At 63.0% G+C, this 15,501-nt stretch carries 15 protein-coding genes and 1 pseudogene; 14 read left to right on the top strand and 2 right to left on the bottom strand.

What is annotated here, in order from left to right; genetic code table 11:
• Positions 1 to 13 precede the first annotated feature (13 nt).
• From BM222_RS00840 to BM222_RS00820, 5 genes and pseudogenes are all read left to right on the top strand, one after another.
• Positions 14 to 4,332: pseudogene (locus BM222_RS00840) on the top strand (strawberry notch-like NTP hydrolase domain-containing protein).
• The gene (locus tag BM222_RS00835) at positions 4,332 to 5,393 is read left to right on the top strand and encodes a DUF7146 domain-containing protein (protein WP_092226328.1); all 1,062 of its coding nucleotides are present in this window, start codon (positions 4,332 to 4,334) and stop codon (positions 5,391 to 5,393) included. Before BM222_RS00840 ends, BM222_RS00835 begins: the two are co-directional and overlap by 1 nt.
• 338 nt (positions 5,394 to 5,731) lie before the next feature.
• Positions 5,732 to 6,655, top strand: coding sequence for a DUF2493 domain-containing protein (locus BM222_RS00830; protein ID WP_092226326.1), 924 nt, complete (start codon positions 5,732 to 5,734; stop codon positions 6,653 to 6,655).
• Positions 6,652 to 7,245, top strand: coding sequence for a hypothetical protein (locus BM222_RS00825; RefSeq protein ID WP_349509840.1), 594 nt, complete (start codon positions 6,652 to 6,654; stop codon positions 7,243 to 7,245). Before BM222_RS00830 ends, BM222_RS00825 begins: the two co-directional genes overlap by 4 nt.
• A gap of 578 nt (positions 7,246 to 7,823) precedes the next feature.
• Complete coding sequence (locus tag BM222_RS00820; protein ID WP_092226322.1) at positions 7,824 to 8,144, top strand: DUF736 domain-containing protein; 321 nt, start codon at positions 7,824 to 7,826, stop codon at positions 8,142 to 8,144.
• 103 nt (positions 8,145 to 8,247) lie between these two features.
• Here the strand turns inward: BM222_RS00820 and BM222_RS00815 are convergent, their stop codons facing one another.
• Positions 8,248 to 8,496 carry a helix-turn-helix domain-containing protein gene (locus tag BM222_RS00815; protein WP_092226320.1) on the bottom strand — a complete coding sequence of 83 codons (249 nt, stop codon included), beginning with the start codon at positions 8,494 to 8,496 and terminating at the stop codon, positions 8,248 to 8,250.
• Positions 8,497 to 8,642: 146 nt separating this feature from the next.
• Between BM222_RS00815 and BM222_RS00810 the strand changes: the two genes are divergently transcribed.
• The 5 genes from BM222_RS00810 (at position 8,643) to BM222_RS00790 (ending at position 11,171) form a co-directional block, all read left to right on the top strand.
• A complete protein-coding gene (locus tag BM222_RS00810) occupies positions 8,643 to 8,915 on the top strand; it encodes a DUF2285 domain-containing protein (RefSeq protein WP_092226318.1) in 273 nt (90 codons plus the stop codon).
• A gap of 165 nt (positions 8,916 to 9,080) precedes the next feature.
• Complete coding sequence (locus BM222_RS00805) at positions 9,081 to 9,275, top strand: transcriptional regulator domain-containing protein (protein ID WP_092226316.1); 195 nt, start codon at positions 9,081 to 9,083, stop codon at positions 9,273 to 9,275.
• Positions 9,276 to 9,354: 79 nt separating this feature from the next.
• Positions 9,355 to 9,852 carry a DUF2285 domain-containing protein gene (locus tag BM222_RS00800; protein WP_092226314.1) on the top strand — a complete coding sequence of 166 codons (498 nt, stop codon included), beginning with the start codon at positions 9,355 to 9,357 and terminating at the stop codon, positions 9,850 to 9,852.
• A gap of 133 nt (positions 9,853 to 9,985) precedes the next feature.
• Entirely contained in the window at positions 9,986 to 10,267 is a 282-nt protein-coding gene (locus BM222_RS00795; RefSeq protein WP_027562534.1) for a helix-turn-helix transcriptional regulator, read from the top strand.
• A gap of 22 nt (positions 10,268 to 10,289) precedes the next feature.
• Positions 10,290 to 11,171, top strand: coding sequence for a replication initiator protein A (locus BM222_RS00790; protein WP_092226312.1), 882 nt, complete (start codon positions 10,290 to 10,292; stop codon positions 11,169 to 11,171).
• A 253-nt stretch (positions 11,172 to 11,424) separates the two neighbouring features.
• Here BM222_RS00790 and BM222_RS41805 read toward each other — a convergent pair whose 3' ends face one another.
• The gene (locus BM222_RS41805) at positions 11,425 to 11,562 is read right to left on the bottom strand and encodes a hypothetical protein (RefSeq protein ID WP_244546998.1); all 138 of its coding nucleotides are present in this window, start codon (positions 11,560 to 11,562) and stop codon (positions 11,425 to 11,427) included.
• On the opposite strand from BM222_RS41805, the gene BM222_RS00785 reads away from it, so the two are divergent.
• The 4 genes from BM222_RS00785 to BM222_RS00770 all read left to right on the top strand — a co-directional run bounded on the left by BM222_RS00785 (position 11,506) and on the right by BM222_RS00770 (position 15,479).
• Positions 11,506 to 11,925, top strand: a complete 420-nt coding sequence (locus BM222_RS00785; protein WP_244546992.1) for a DUF2840 domain-containing protein — start codon at positions 11,506 to 11,508, stop codon at positions 11,923 to 11,925. The two genes, BM222_RS41805 and BM222_RS00785, sit on opposite strands and share 57 nt — an antisense overlap.
• Complete coding sequence (locus BM222_RS00780) at positions 11,922 to 12,434, top strand: S26 family signal peptidase (RefSeq protein WP_092226307.1); 513 nt, start codon at positions 11,922 to 11,924, stop codon at positions 12,432 to 12,434. Before BM222_RS00785 ends, BM222_RS00780 begins: the two co-directional genes overlap by 4 nt.
• Before the next feature lie 206 nt (positions 12,435 to 12,640).
• Complete coding sequence (locus tag BM222_RS00775; RefSeq protein ID WP_244546973.1) at positions 12,641 to 13,330, top strand: lytic transglycosylase domain-containing protein; 690 nt, start codon at positions 12,641 to 12,643, stop codon at positions 13,328 to 13,330.
• Between the two features lie 385 nt (positions 13,331 to 13,715).
• Complete coding sequence (locus tag BM222_RS00770) at positions 13,716 to 15,479, top strand: relaxase/mobilization nuclease domain-containing protein (RefSeq protein ID WP_092226305.1); 1,764 nt, start codon at positions 13,716 to 13,718, stop codon at positions 15,477 to 15,479.
• Positions 15,480 to 15,501 lie beyond the last annotated feature (22 nt).

Genomic DNA, 15,501 nt, shown 5'->3' with positions numbered 1-15,501 from the left:
GAGAAATCCTGCCATGACCGAATCTCTCACCGGCGCAGCCGCGGCGCCGCTCTCGATGCGTGCCGCTGCAAATCTCACCTCTGCCGCCGTCCGGGCCGCCCGACAGCTGCTGACCGATCTCGAACGCGGCCGTCGCATCGATGCCGCCGTTCTGCGTAGCGCCATGGAGGCTGCCTTCCGGGCCTCGGACGCGGCCGGCGCCTGGAACTGGAAGACCGCCTATGACGTCTGCGAGGCGGCAACCGTTCTGTTCCTTCGCAAGTTCGGCCCGGCCATGCGCGCCAAGGCTGGCTCGACGGCCGCCATGCTCCCGATGCTCGCGAGAGTCGCCAGTCTTCTGCCGACGCATACGCGGCGCTCCGAGGACAGTCAGGCGCTTCAGCAATTCTCGACGCCGATTCCGTTTGGGCTGGCTGCATCTACCGCAGCCGGCATTACGCCGGCTGATCGCGTGCTCGAGCCCTCCGCGGGAACCGGTTTACTTGCCATCTTTGCTGAGCTCGCCGGCGGCGCTCTAATGCTGAACGAGTTGGCGGAGGCTCGCTCGCAGCTGCTCGACCAACTGTTCACCAAGGTTGAGGTCACGCGGTTCGACGCCGCCCAAATCGATGACCACCTCGATGCGAGTGTCAGACCTACCGTCGTCCTGATGAACCCGCCCTTCTCGGCGCTGGCGAATGTCGATCGACGGATGGCGGACGCAGCTATCCGGCACGTCGCTTCAGCCCTGGCGCGCCTTTGCGACGGTGGGCGGCTGGTCGCCATTACCGGAGCCAGCCTTGCCCCGGATAATCCCGCATGGGCAGATGCCTTTGTTCGATTGCAGGAACGCGGGCGGGTGGTGTTTTCCACTGCGATCGACGGTGCTGTTTACGCCAAGCACGGAACACAGATCGACACACGGCTGCTCGTGATCGACAAGCTGCCCGCCGCAGATCCGAAGGTCTTTCCCACTTCACTGGGCGTGACGGACAATGTCGCCACCTTGCTTGATTGGGTGACCCAGCATGTGCCTCAGAGGTTGCCAGTCGCCACGCCAGTCGCGGTCCACGCCATCAAGCGCCCTCCAATATCACGATCGGCCGGCTTCTCCGCGCCACGCCCATCGTCCGCTTCGAGCGGCGTAGCGCCTGAAGGCACAGAACTGATCTACGAGACGGTCGAATGGTCGCCGCCAGAAGGCGCGCGACTTACCGACTCGCTTTATGAGGAATACGGATTGCAGTCGATCCGTATTCCCGGATCGTGCGCACATCCGACCAAGCTCGTGCAGTCCGCGGCAATGGCGTCCGTTGCGCCGCCGAAGCCGTCCTACCGCCCACATTTGCCTTCGTGTATCGCGGCAGATGGAGTTCTGTCGGACGCCCAGCTTGAGAGCATCATCTATGCCGGCGAAGCGCATTCCGAGTTTCTCGGAGGCTCCTGGACAGTGGATGCGACCTTCGACGTCGTGGCCGCCGCGCGCGACGACGCCGAGAACGCCGTACGCTTTCGCCGGGGCTGGTTCTTGGGCGATGGCACCGGCGCGGGCAAGGGGCGGCAGGTCGCCGGTATCCTGATCGACAACTGGCTCAAGGGCCGCCGCCGCGCGATCTGGGTCAGCAAATCCGATAAGCTGATCGAGGACGCGCAGCGCGACTGGTCCGCGCTCGGCATGGAGCGGCTGCTGGTCACGCCGCTATCGCGTTTCCGGCAGGGCACGCCGGTTCGGCTCGCGGAAGGCGTCCTATTTACCACCTATGCCACGCTGCGCACCGACGAACGTGGTGAAAAGCTTTCGCGTGTCAGGCAGATCGTTGAATGGTTGGGCTCCGATTTCGACGGAGTGATCGTCTTCGACGAGAGCCACGCCATGCAGAACGCGGTCGGGGGCAAGGGCGAGCGCGGCGATCAGGCGGCCTCCCAGCAGGGGCGTGCGGGCCTTCGGCTCCAGCACGCCCTGCCGAATGCTCGCGTGGTTTATGTGTCGGCGACCGGCGCCACCACGGTCCACAACCTCGCTTATGCCCAACGCCTCGGTCTTTGGGGCGGCTCCGACTTCCCGTTCGCTACGCGAGCCGAGTTCGTCGAAGCGATCGAGGAGGGTGGGGTCGCGGCCATGGAGGTGCTGGCGCGCGACCTCAAGGCGCTCGGCCTCTACGCGGCTCGCTCGCTCTCTTACGAGGGCGTCGAGTATGATCTCGTTGAGCACCAGCTTACGCCGGAGCAGGTTCGCATATATGACGCCTATGCCGATGCGTTCAGCATCATTCACAACAATCTCGACGCCGCGATGCGAGCGGCCAACATTACCGGCGAGACCGGAACGCTGAACGGGCAGGCAAAATCCGCGGCGCACTCCGCCTTCGAAGGCGCAAAACAGCGCTTCTTCGGTCATCTCCTGACCTCGATGAAGACGCCATCGCTGATCCGCTCGATCGAGCGCGATCTCGAGGCCGGCCATGCCGCCGTGATCCAGATCGTGTCGACGGGCGAAGCGCTGATGGAGCGCCGGCTGTCCGAGATCCCGACTGAAGAATGGGGCGACGTCCAGGTCGACATCACCCCGCGCGAGTATGTCCTCGACTATCTCGCCCATTCCTTCCCGGTCCAGCTCTACGAGCCTTTTAGCGACTCAGAAGGCAACCTCTGCTCCCGGCCTGTCTATCGGGACGGCCAGCCGGTCGAGAGCCGGGAAGCCGTCGCACGTCGCGACCGCCTCATCGAGAAGCTCGCCTCGCTGCCGCCGGTACCCGGCGCGCTCGATCAGATCGTGCAGCGCTTCGGCGCGGACTTGGTCGCCGAGGTCACCGGCCGCTCGCGCCGCATCGTTCGCAAGGGGGACCGGCTAGTGGTCGAAAATCGCGCGGGCTCGGCCAACCTCGCGGAGACCTCGGCCTTCATGGATGACGTCAAGCGCATCCTCGTGTTCTCCGACGCCGGCGGCACGGGGAGGAGCTATCATGCCGAACTGTCGGCCCGGAATCGCCGGTTGAGGGTCCATTACCTGCTCGAGCCCGGCTGGAAGGCAGACGCCGCGATTCAGGGCCTTGGCCGGACCAACCGGACCAACCAGGCGCAGCCACCGCTATTCCGGCCGATCGCGACTGATGTGAAAGCCGAAAAGCGCTTTCTCAGCACCATTGCCCGCCGGCTCGACACCTGGGGGCCATCACACGCGGCCAGCGCCAGACCGGAGGGCAGGGCCTGTTCCGGCCCGAGGACAACCTCGAAAGCCAGTACGGCCGTGATGCCTTGCGTCAACTCTACACGCTGCTCGCCCGAGGCAAGGTGGACGGCTGCTCGCTGGGGAGGTTCGAGGATGCGACCGGCCTGAAGCTGACAGATGCCAATGGGCTCAGGGATGACCTGCCGCCGATCACGACCTTCCTTAACAGGTTGTTGGCGCTCACCATCGAGCTACAAAACGTCCTCTTCACTGCCTTCGAGCAGCTGCTGACCACTCGGATCGAGGGCGCGGTCGCATCCGGCACCTACGACGTCGGGCTGGAAACGCTCCGTGCCGAGAGCTTTGTTGTCACCGGCCGGCGGACGGTCCATGTCCATCCGGGTACTGGCGCCGAGACCCGGCTGATCACGATCGCCCAACGTCAGCGCAATTATCCTGTGGGTCTGGATGACGCTCTTGCTCGTCTTTCCGATCGTCATGCTGTCCTGCTGGTCAATGAGCGCTCGGGACGAGCCGCCGTGCAGGTCCCGGCGGCGAGCGTCATGCTCGATGACGGCGAGATCGAGGGGCGCGTACGCCTGATCCGGCCGATGGAGCAGCACACCGTCCCCTCGACCATGATGGCGGAGAGCCATTGGGCCGAGGTGGACCGTGAACGCTTTGCCGCGGCCTGGCGGGCGGAGCTTGCTGAGATCCCAGAGTTCACCGAAAGCACGATTCATGTCGTGGCGGGCTTGCTTCTCCCGATCTGGAAGCGGCTGCCGAATGAGTCGACCCGCGTCTATCGGCTTCAGACCGACAAAGGCGAGCGCATCATCGGCCGCAAGGTTTCTGCTGGATGGGTCGCAAACGTCCTGGCAGCGGACGCGGCTACGTTGGCGCCGGACGCTGCCTTTGCCGCGCTGATGGAGGGACGCACCGTCCTCGAGCTTACGGACGGGCTCCAACTTCGCCGCGTTCGGGTGATGGGCGCATACCGCATCGAACTGTCGGGCTTTAACGACACGATGCGCGATCGTCTCCGGGCTAACGGCTTCTTCGGGGAGATCATCTCCTGGAAGCTGCGCATGTTCGTGCCCACGGACGCAAGCGGCGTCGCGATCCTCTCGAAGGTGCTCGACACCTATCCGGTGGCGCGCATCAGTGAGCGGGAGGCTGCGTGATGTCACGCGACGCCTGCGAACTGGCACGCCGTCTCGCGCGCGAGGCCGAGGCGGTGTGCCGACACTATCTCTCCCATGGCAAACGGGCGGGGCGATACTGGGTGGTCGGCGACGTTCACAACACCCCGGGACGCTCGTTGTTTGTGCGGCTGCACGAATCGCCGAAGGGGCCTGCCGGCAAGTGGACCGATGCCGCAACCGGCGCACATGGTGATCTCCTCGACATCATCCGCGAAAGTCTGGCGTTGCGAGACTTTCGCGAGGTCGCTGAGGAGGCGAGGCGCTTTCTGAAGCTGCCTCGTTCTGAGGAGCAATCACTCCCGAGACCCGTTCGTCCAGTCGTGCCGGCCGGATCGCAAGAAGCCGCCCGTCGACTTTTTGCGATATCCGGTCCGATCGAAGGGACGTTGGTGGAAACGTACTTGCAGCGTCGCGGAATAGCCCGCATCCACCATGGTGGCAGCCTCCGCTTCCACCCACGTTGCTACTACCGACCGGACGAGCATTTGCCGACTGAAACCTGGCCGGCGATGATAGGTTCTGTCACGGACCTCGAGGGACGGATCACCGGCGTACATCGCACCTGGCTAGATCCACACGGCTTTGATCGCGTGCGGCTCGGCAAGGCCCCGATCGACACGCCACGACGGGCCATGGGCGACCTGCTTGGTAACGCCGTTCGCTTCGGCGTGGTGGACGACGTGCTCGCTGCGGGCGAGGGGATCGAGACCATGCTGTCGCTGCGTTATGTACTGCCGACCTTGCCCATGACCGCTGCTCTCTCGGCCAATCACCTCTCAGCTATGTTGCTGCCGTCTGGCCTACGCCGACTCTATATCGCCCGCGACGCAGATGCCGCCGGAGATGCCGTACAGGCCATTCTCACCCAGCGCGCAGAAGCCGCTGGCATTGAAGCGATCGCATTGTCGCCCCGGCTGGGCGACTTCAACGAAGATCTGCACATCTTCGGCCTCGAGGCCCTCCGAGCAGCGTTGCTACTTCAACTCGTACCGGAGGACGTCGTCCGTTTCCTGCATTCGTCGATGGCAACCGCGGAATAGCCCTGGCAATTCGATGGGCGTCGACAGGTCGGTCGCGGTGCGGCCACTGCCGGAAGAGGACGCGACCACGGCCTTCTAGAGGGCGATCGGACGGCAAGCGGCTCGGGCCGGCAATGGCTGCGTCCGGCTATTTTCCGCCGCGCGCCGGCGACGAGAAGACACATTAGCCATCTGGCGAGCGCGCTTTGCATCGCGAAGCAAAATAGCCGGCCTCCGCCATCCTCCGCTGCGCTTCGGCCCTCCGCTCTGCTCCGGGTTCTGGCCCGTTCCGCCTGCCGTCTGAGTGATCGCCACGAAGGCCGCGATGGTCGCGGCCGATCCGGCAAAGGATCGCCTCCATGACCGACCACGATGACATCGAACCGCCGCACGCCGCATCTGCGACCGATCACGTCCTCAACGAATTGCAACTCTTCGGCTATCGTCCCTTCGACGACCAGCCCGACCCACGGCCGCTTCCCGAGGCCAGGATCATTACCGGTGCCGTCGCTGACATCTTCGATGCCTTGGTCGCCACGTTGAGCGACACGCGGCTCGAGCCGGACCTCGACGATCTGCTCTGGTCGACTGTCAACCTGTTCCATCGTGCCGTCGACCGCATCGGGCGCCAACTCGACGACAACGAACAGGCACAACAGAAGGGTCAGCGCGAGCAGGACGGTTCCGAAGTTCGATCCGTCGAACTCGAACGCATCACGGCGGAAGGCATCACGTTGATTGAGCGCCGCAACTGCCTGGAGCTCTTCCGTGATCAGGCCATAGAGCGCTTCGAAACTCACACCGGCTCATTCTGGCGCCCCCGATCGGGATCACTGGTCAACCATCGTACGCTGACCGCAGCGATGATCGACTCCCGCGACTTCATCGCGGCCAAGCGCCGGGCCGAGACCGAGGTCATGCTGCCCGCTGGGCCGAAGATCGCGCTCACCGGAGGGCTCGACTTCAACGACCACCACCTCATCTGGGATCGTCTCGACAAGGTTCATGCCAAGCATCCCGACATGGTCTTGCTCCATGGCGGCTCCCCGAAGGGTGCCGAACTGATCGCATCCAAATGGGCGACGATCCGCAAGGTGCCTCAGATCGCCTTCAAGCCTGATTGGACGAAACATGCCAAGGCAGCACCTTTCAAGCGCAACGATGCCATGCTCGAACTCCTGCCGATCGGCGTCTTGCACTTCCCGGGCACGGGCATCCAGGACAACCTCGCAGACAAGGCGAAGCGGCTCGGCATCCCGGTCTGGATGTTCGGCGGCGCGTGAGCGCCGTCTGCTCGACTGAAGCCTTTGAGGCGAAATTGCTCACGCCGCAACTCCGCCTCGTTTCGGTCTCATATCCAGAGTTGCGCCGTGGTGGTGGTGGAAGGCGCAACTGGTACATCTATGCACATGGAGCCACCACCATGCTCGCTATTGGGCTTGTTCTCAACACACTCGGCATTGGCTTGTTCTGCTGGGCTATCTTTGCGCTCGCTGTGTACGCCCTGCCGTTTTTCGTTGCACTGAGTATCGGGATGACGGCGTTTCAGAGCGGTGCCGGCATCATCGGAGCGCTGCTTCTCGGAACGGGCGGCGGCGCGTTGACGCTTGTCCTTGGTCAGGTCGCCTTTGCAGTTACTCGGTCCTCGGCCTTGCGCATCGCGATCGCGACAGCATTCGCTGTTCCCGCCGCCGTCGCCGGCTATCATGTGGTGTTCGCCCTGTCCCAGATCGGAGTGCCTTCACTGGCCTGGCGTGAGGTCTTCGCTTGCGTCGGCGCAGTTTGCATTGGCGTTACGTCATGGACGCGTTTGATGGTTTTGGCGAAGACCGGCCCGTTCGGGCCGGCCGGGTTGGTGGAGAACCCGTCCTAACCAGTTCTTGCGGCCACACGGCCCGAGGGGACGACCTTTTCCGCTTTCATCGTCGGACAGGTGTGCGTTAGATCGGCGCGGTGAGCGCGAGATGATCGAAACCTGAGCGCGGAGAGCTCGTCCTGCTCGGAACCCCTCGATCAAGCTGCCGACATGCGGTTTGGCCCACGCAGCCGCGGCAGAGCGATCTTATCTCGATCGGTTCTTGGGAGACGATGCCGCCCTTTGCAGGAGATTGTTTCTCTTTCCGCGCTGAATCGTACCCACCTCTTGTTCATCAAAACCGAGATAGTCACGCTTCTCCGTAAGATTGTGGTTCAGCACGCGGACGCACGTGGCCTCGTTGATGGCTTGATCTGGCCGAAGACCGGCTTCGCCTCGATCGTCTGAACCGCAACGCCGTTGATGCAACTTTCTTCCCCTGGGCTTCGCCCATTCCTCGCGAGACAAGAAAGTCGCCACAACGGCGTCCTCCGCTACGCTCCGGCCCGAGCGGGTGCGTCGCCGATCGTCCTCGGCCCTAGATCGCCATCGAGGCCGCGGTGGTCGCGGGCTCGAAACACAACAGGAGAAGTGACATGGCTAACATCGGTTCTTTCAAGAAGGTCGGGAACGAATTCCAGGGCGAGATCGTGACCCTGAGCCTGAAGGCCAAGGGCGTCCGCATCGTCGCCGAGACCACCCGATCCAGTGAGAACGCTCCGAGCCACCGGATCTACGTGGGCCGAGCCGAGATCGGGGCCGCTTGGTCGAAGCGCTCCGAAGAGGGCCGCGACTACCTCTCGCTCAAGCTCGACGATCCCTCCTTCAACGCGCCGATCTACGCGAACCTGTTCGACGACGAAGGCGGCGAAGGTTACACCCTGCTCTGGTCGCGGGCGCGCAAGACTGGCGAGTAGGGCCACTCCACCAAGCCCCGTCCGGTCCGCCGGGCGGGGCTTCTCATTCTTCCAGGCATCAGTAAGCGCGCACCGGCCGCCCGATCGAGCGGCTCGACATCAATCAGTCGGCCTGCCCCCGAGTCTTTTTCTTGGTGCTTGTGGGCGGGCGGGTGAGCAGGTCGGAGGCCTCGACACCCAGGCTGCGCGCGAGCCGATCGACAACGTCGATACCAGCCGCATAAACGCTTCGCTCAAGTGCGCTGATATAAGTGCGGTCAATTTCAGCACGATGAGCCAATTCCTCCTGTGACAGACCACGGGCCTGCCGGAGCTTCCGCAAATTGATTGCAAGTATCTCGCGTATATCCATACGCGAGAGGGCATGTCCTTGAAGAGTATTTCACCACGGAGTATTCTCGACAAAACGCTATCCGGACGGCTCCCGCGAAGATTTTGGCGCTTCTGCTCCTTGCTGCCCGCGTGTTAGAAATTGTCTAAACTAAGGCGTGGAGTCTTATGAGGAAGCCGCCGCTCGACCCAGACGTCGCCGACGCTGCGCCTGCAGATCAAATTCTCACTGTCTACGATGAGCAGCATGTGGTGACGTACATGCGCCTTCTGCAGGCCGATAGCGAAGGGGCTGACTGGATGGAAGTCGCTCGATTGGTGCTGCATATCGATCCGGTGCGAGAGCCGGACCGTGCGCGAAGCGCATATCAGAGTCATCTCGCGCGCGCCAAATGGGTGACTGAGCAGGGCCACCTACTACGCGGCACCGGCTCGAAATAGAACAAGATTACCGGCTGGTCTCTTGCGGGCAGAACTATTTTCTTCTGCTAACCGGTGGTCATTCCGGTGCACCACGTGGTGCCAAACTAGGGTCTTCCTACAACCGCCTCGTTCATACCTATTGCGACGCAATCGTTGTTAGCAGCGTGCAATGGGGCGGAAGCAATGCCTGAATTCGACTGGCGGTCGCCGGAATCCTACAAGAGCCTACAAGAAGCTGAAATCACCGACATCGCCTGGGAATGTCTTCGCCGTAACGCGGACTATCGACGCGAGTACGAGGTGATGATTGCCAACAGTCCGAACGGCGAAGTGACACCAGAGTTCAGGAGGAGGTGGGGCCTCTGCTTTCGCCCATGACCTGCAGAGGTCCTTCGACGAGCAGACGATCTTTTGGGCGCCTGAGGTTTTAGCGGCGGTCGTTCCGGTCAAGGTCGCAATGGCCGACGACGGCAGGGCGCCGTCTCAGCCACTGATCGACCTTACAGCTGGCGAGGTGCGCCGCGCTGTCGACGGCTGGCATGCCGTGCTGCGTATCGGTGCGGTAGATCACCGTGTTTGGTCCAAAGAGCCGCCGGTGCTCGGCGCGTCATATGCGGCCGAACTGCCGTTTGACGGCGATTTCGACGCGCGTGCGTATGCAGCCCGCCGGCTGTGGCGCGCGATGAATGGACGCGCGCCAGGGCCGGCATTTCACACACTATCCATACAGCGGCGCGAACGTCTGAGCGCCGCGATCCGCGCGCTCGATGCGCATAGCGCCGGCGGCAGTTATCGCGTTATCGCCGAAGCGCTGTTCGGAAAAAAGCGAATCCCCGATCGTGCCTGGAAAACCCATGATCTGCGCAATCGAACGGTTCGCTTGGTGCAAGGCGGCCTCGCATTGATGCGCGGTGGTTACCGCAAACTCCTGCGGCCCGGGCGCAGGGACGAATAGCGCAGTCCCCAAGGGGTGCCGAAAACCGTACCCTCCATATTCGGCATCCCCCTCCGAGATCCTGCTCCTCCATGATGACCGCACACACGCCGGCCTAGCCAAGCGTAGTGCGCTGTCCTCCTGGAGTTCTCAAATGCCCGATCCGATGGCCGGTCTTCCCCCGCGCTTCCTGCGTACACCGGAGGCCGCGCGTTATCTTGGCCTGTCCGGTCGCACGCTGGAGAAGCACCGCACATACGGGACGGGACCGATATATCGGAAGATTGGCGGACGGGTCGTTTACGCCGTCGATGACCTGAAAGCATGGGCCGACCGGGGCGCCAAAACATCGACCTCCGATCCCGGCAAGGGGACCGTGCTGCCGGCCAAGAAGCATCCGGCGCTGCGTCCTTATGCAGGCCAGGAACGTCGCTGATTGCCGCGTGAGAGCAGTGACCATGCGGCGCAAACACCATTCCGAGCGCGACCAGCTTGAGCTCTTTCGAGCGCTTCCAGGCGATCTTGCGCCGCGCGACGCGCAGGATCTGATGGCCTATCCGTTCTTCTCGCTTGCAAAGACTAAGCGGATCGTGCCGATCGATTTCCGCGCGGGTGCGATCGCAATTCGTGTCGAAGCGGTGCCGGAACACGGCATGGCGACCATCTGGGATGCGGACGTTCTGATCTGGGCCGCGTCGCAGATCGTCGAAGCCCGTGACGCAGGATTGAAGACGTCGCGCTTGATGGCTGCAACGCCTTACGAGATTTTGACGTTCGTGGGCCGCGGCACCAGCGCACGTGACTATGACCGGCTGAAGGCTGGTCTCGACAGACTTCAGTCAACGACCGTGCTGACGTCGATCCGCCAGCCGACGGAACGACGGCGACACCGCTTCTCCTGGATCAACGAATGGAAGGAGACGGCCGATGCAAATGGTCGCCCAATTGGGATCGAGCTGATCCTGCCGGATTGGTTTTATGCCGGTGTAATCGACGACGCGCTCGTACTGACGATCGACCGCGCCTATTTCGAGCTCACGGGCGGGCTTGAGCGCTGGCTTTATCGTCTTGTGCGCAAGCACGGAGGTCGGCAGGACGGCGGCTGGAGTTTTGATCTTGTGCACCTTCATGCCAAGTCCGGCATCGTCTCGCCGCTCAAGCATTTTGCTTACGACGTACGTCAGATCGTCCAGCGTCAGACGTTGCCCGGTTATCAGCTCGTGCTCACACGCGACCCGAACGGTGCCGAGCGGTTGAACTTCGCGCCTCGGCCTGTCGATCCCTTAACGGCACGCCTGCGCCGGCGCGGTCTCATTCCAAATTCGGAGGACAACCTGTGAATCAGCTCGTGCTATCGGGGACCGCTACCCTCGTGCTATCGGGGACCCGACCCTCGTGCTATCGGGGACCGGTATCGGACTTAAGAGCCTGTTTCTCCGCGCTTTTCAGCTGCTCTAACTTTACTAACCAGAAATCCTTCGGATTTCTTCTAACGGACCAGACCACAAGCCGCGTTGGCGGCGCTCGGCAACGGCAGTCGGACAGGCCAGCCTGCCTTTGCAGTCCAAACATACTCTCGACCGAGCCCCAAGCTCACGGCCGCCAGCTCCAGCGTCGGGGTGCCGCCGCATGAGCGATCTCACGGAAGTGGAAGTGTTGTGGCTCGAGAAGCGGATCGAAAACCGCGTTCGTTTCGGTCGCGTTGTCGAGGAACGGAAGATCGATCGTCACCGGCGTGTCCTGTCATTTGCGCCCGGCAGCATGTTTGCCTTCGTCCGATGGACCTCCAACGACTTTGGCACGATCATTTCGCGGATCGACATCTTGCGCGCAGTCGCTCCGGGACAGCGCTGCTCGACCGTCCCTTATGTGACACCCGGTGGAGAGATTTTGCTGCGTCTCTCCGGCTGGCCGAAGGTCGAACGAGTGCTGCAAATGATCGATGCCGTTGAGGCGCTGGGCATCGATCCAGCTGATGTCGCGCCTGATCATTGGCATCACGTTCATAACCGCCTGTCCGTCAACGAAAACCCGCGCCCGTATACGAAAGCGCGCCATCAGGCCTGGCTTCATCGCCAAAAGGTGATGCGATGACGGGCCGCCCAATGATGCTGGCCGTGACGATTGGGGTCGCTGCTGCACTCATCGCGACGATCGTGCTGGAGCCGCTTCCTCTTTACATCTGGAACGCATCCGCGAGCGTGCCGATCGGTCTATACAGCTTACGACCGGCCAGGCACTTCCATGTCACCGAGCTTGTCGCCGTGCAGCCGCCGGAGCCGCTGGCGACCTTCCTCGATTTGAACGGGTATCTGCCGGTCGGCGTCCCCATGCTGAAGCGGATCCTGGCGCTGCCAGGGCAGACGGTCTGCAGAAGCGGGCTCACGATTTCCGTCGATAATGTTGCGGTGGGTGAGGCAAGAGACCGCGACGGACGCGGCCGGCCACTGCCGAAATGGCAGGGCTGCCGCGTCGTCGGCGACGGCGAGCTGTTTCTGATGAACTGGCAATCGGACGACTCTCTCGATGGCAGGTATTTTGGATTCGTGCCGGCCTCCGCGGTGATCGGCCGTGCGCTGCCCGTGTGGACGTGGGAGGAGTAATCGTGCGTGTTCCACGCTCTTGTCCCGCTATTCCTCTGTTCGATCGATCGCGGGACCATTCCTCCGTCCCGACCAACGCTTGCAGGGCCGACGCGCGCCGCGGCAGTCCAGGGCGGCCCCATGGCCGGCGCGAAGCAGCTTTACCCTGGACGGGCGCGAGCACGACGGCATGCTTGGTTCGGTCGGGCGTGCGTGTTTGGGCTGTCGTGCCGCTGCTGTTTATTCTCGCTGCGTCGGACAGTGCTGCACTAGCCGAGAGTGGATCGGCGTTAGCTCAAGCGATTCCTCAGGCAAGCAATCCATTTGCAGCTTTCGCCGACGATGCCTCCAAGCGTTTTGCAATTCCGATGAACTGGATCGGTTCGGTCATCAAGATCGAAAGCGCTGGAGACGTGCATGCCAAGTCCCCAAAAGGCGCAATGGGCCTGATGCAAATCATGCCGGCGACTTGGGCGGAACTGCGCGAGCGCTACCGTCTCGGAAACGACCCCTACGACCCGCACGACAATATTCTGGCCGGCACGGCGTACTTGCGCGAACTGCTCGATCGGTATGGCTCGCCTGGCGTGTTTGCCGCGTACAACGCGGGGCCAGCTCGCTATGAGGAGCATCTGTCAGGCGGCTCTTTGCCAGAGGAGACGCGAGCCTATGTCGCAAAGCTTGCAAATCTGCTTGCCATCGAATTGCCGCCACGTTGGTCGTCCAGCGGACAATCGTCAGCAGCTGCAACGCTATTCGTCACGCAATCCGATCCCATGAGAACGCGAGATCGGTTGCTGGCGCTCATGCCGTCGAGCGGTGTCACGACCGCAATTATGGCGCCCGATGTTTCGCCCATGGTTCCCCGGTCTATTGGCGTGTTCGTCCCTCGATCGGATTCGGGAGCATCGCAATGATCAAGTGTGCGGGTTCGCAAGCTGATGGCGTATGGGCGATGCCTCCGGCCCGCGCTCTACTCGTCGCTTCGCTCCTCACCGAGCCACCCTTCAGGTGTCTCGGCCCTTCGGGTAACGATCGCTATCGCAAGCGTGCGGAAGCAGTGGGGGCTTCGCGAGTTGGTTGCCAAGTCGCGGCGGCTCTTTCGGCATCCCGCGACGGGGAGACCACGACGGCAGGACGGCGAGATAAAAGGGGCTCGCCGGCCGAACCGCAAGCCATTGGCATGGCTTGGGTTCTGGCGTGCCAGTCGGTCGGGGCGCGTGCCGCGCCTTGCATTTTGATGAATGCAATCAAAGGCGTTCTCGGCACTGAAGGCGTTTTTGATCGTTGGGAGGCCCTTCCGTGAGCGTGCGCGACAGCGACCTGCACGTTCGGCCGGGGCGCATCCGCAGTACCCGTGCGCCGAAGCAAAAGAGCTTCATCAACCAGGTGCTTCGGGCGGCCAAGAAAGCTGGACACCCCTCGGGGCAGGCAGCGGCTGGAAGGCGCTCGGCGGCCTATGGACGCTCGACGTTTGGCCGCGGGCGCCTCGCCTTTAGTCGCGCCAGATTGTTCAGCCCAACGCGGCGCGTCGTGGTGAAGGCGCGCGTGGTTCGTCACAAAGGGCGGGCGTTCCGCTCAGCGCCATTGACGGCCCATCTCTCGTATCTGAAGCGCGACGGCGTGACCCGGAGCGGTGCGCGGGCCGAGATGTTCGATGCCGGCGGCGACCGTGCCGATAGCGCGGCCTTCGCTGAGCGTTGCACGGACGACCGTCACCATTTCAGGTTCATCGTCTCGCCGGAGGATGCCGGCGAGATGACAGACCTGAAGGCCTTCATTCGCGATCTCGCCAGGCAGATGGAGACGGATCTCGGCACGCGGCTCGATTGGGTTGCCGTCGATCATTGGAACACGGATAATCCACACGTCCACATTCTCGTCCGGGGAGTAGATGAGGAAGGAGTAGATCTCGTGATCTCCCGTGACTACATCAGCCAGGGCCTGCGCTCACGCGCCGAGGAACTGGTCGCGATCGAACTGGGTCCAAAACCCGAGCACGAAGTCCGCAATTCGCTGGAGAGGGAAGTCACGGCGGAACGATGGACGCGGCTCGACCGGGAGATCCGGCTGGCGGCCGATGAGACCGGCTCTATCGATCTTCGTCCAGAGGATCCCGGCAAGTCCGATCTCGAGATCCGGCGCCTGATGGTCGGCCGCCTCCAGCACCTGGAGAAGATGGGCCTTGCCGCATCCACTGCGCCTGGGGAATGGATGGTAGGGCTCGAGGCCGAGCGCAGCTTGCGCGACCTCGGCATGCGCGGTGACATCATCAAGACGATGCACCGCGCCTTCACCGAGCGTGGGGAAGCGCGCGGCGTTGCCGACTACGTCATCGAGGGTGGACAGCCGACGTCCGAGATTATCGGACGGCTGGTCGACCGGGGATTGCATGACGAACTGACTGGCGAGGCCTACGCCCTGATCGATGGAACGGACGGACGCGCGCACCATGTGCGCTTCCGAGGGCTCGAGGCTTTCGACCATGCACCGCCGATCGGCGGAATCGTCGAGGTCCGACGCTTCGGTCAAACCGGTGAGCCGAGACCCACCGTAGTGCTAGCGACCCGTTCCGATCTCGATCTCGGTGGGCAGGTCAACGCGAAAGGCGCGACCTGGCTCGACCACCGGCTGGTCGAACGCGATACCATGCCGCTCGCCATGGGCGGATTCGGCCGCGAGACCCGAGACGCCATGGAAGCCCGTACCGAGCATCTGATCCAGGAGGGCCTGGCGTGGCGGCAGGGCCAACGTATCATCTTGCAGCGCGACCTCCTGAACACGTTGCGCCGACGCGAGCTGGACGAGGTGGCCGCAAAGGTCTCGTCTGACACTGGCTTGCCTAGTGTGAACGCCGCCTCCGGGGAGCACGTGGCGGGCACCTATCGCCAGCGCCTAACGCTCACCTCGGGACGCTTCGCCATGATCGATAGTGGGCTCGGCTTCCAGCTCGTGCCCTGGTCGCACGAGCTCGAAAAAAGGCTCGGCCAACACGTCACCGGCGTCGTGAAGGACGGCGGCGGCATCGAATGGGGCATTGGTCGGAAGCGCGACCTCGGCCTTTAGCAAACTCTACAATTCAATTGCA

The organism is Bradyrhizobium sp. Gha, assembly GCF_900113735.1.
Taxonomy (GTDB): domain Bacteria; phylum Pseudomonadota; class Alphaproteobacteria; order Rhizobiales; family Xanthobacteraceae; genus Bradyrhizobium.
This window is presented reverse-complemented; position numbering and strand designations above follow the sequence as displayed.

Coding starts and splice junctions, on each gene's coding strand:
- BM222_RS00835 (WP_092226328.1), top strand. CDS start 4,332: ATGTCACGCGACGCCTGCGAACTGGCACGCCGTCTCGCGCGCGAGGCC.
- BM222_RS00830 (WP_092226326.1), top strand. CDS start 5,732: ATGACCGACCACGATGACATCGAACCGCCGCACGCCGCATCTGCGACC.
- BM222_RS00820 (WP_092226322.1), top strand. CDS start 7,824: ATGGCTAACATCGGTTCTTTCAAGAAGGTCGGGAACGAATTCCAGGGC.
- BM222_RS00815 (WP_092226320.1), bottom strand. CDS start 8,496: ATGGATATACGCGAGATACTTGCAATCAATTTGCGGAAGCTCCGGCAG.
- BM222_RS00810 (WP_092226318.1), top strand. CDS start 8,643: ATGAGGAAGCCGCCGCTCGACCCAGACGTCGCCGACGCTGCGCCTGCA.
- BM222_RS00805 (WP_092226316.1), top strand. CDS start 9,081: ATGCCTGAATTCGACTGGCGGTCGCCGGAATCCTACAAGAGCCTACAA.
- BM222_RS00800 (WP_092226314.1), top strand. CDS start 9,355: ATGGCCGACGACGGCAGGGCGCCGTCTCAGCCACTGATCGACCTTACA.
- BM222_RS00795 (WP_027562534.1), top strand. CDS start 9,986: ATGCCCGATCCGATGGCCGGTCTTCCCCCGCGCTTCCTGCGTACACCG.
- BM222_RS00790 (WP_092226312.1), top strand. CDS start 10,290: ATGCGGCGCAAACACCATTCCGAGCGCGACCAGCTTGAGCTCTTTCGA.
- BM222_RS00780 (WP_092226307.1), top strand. CDS start 11,922: ATGACGGGCCGCCCAATGATGCTGGCCGTGACGATTGGGGTCGCTGCT.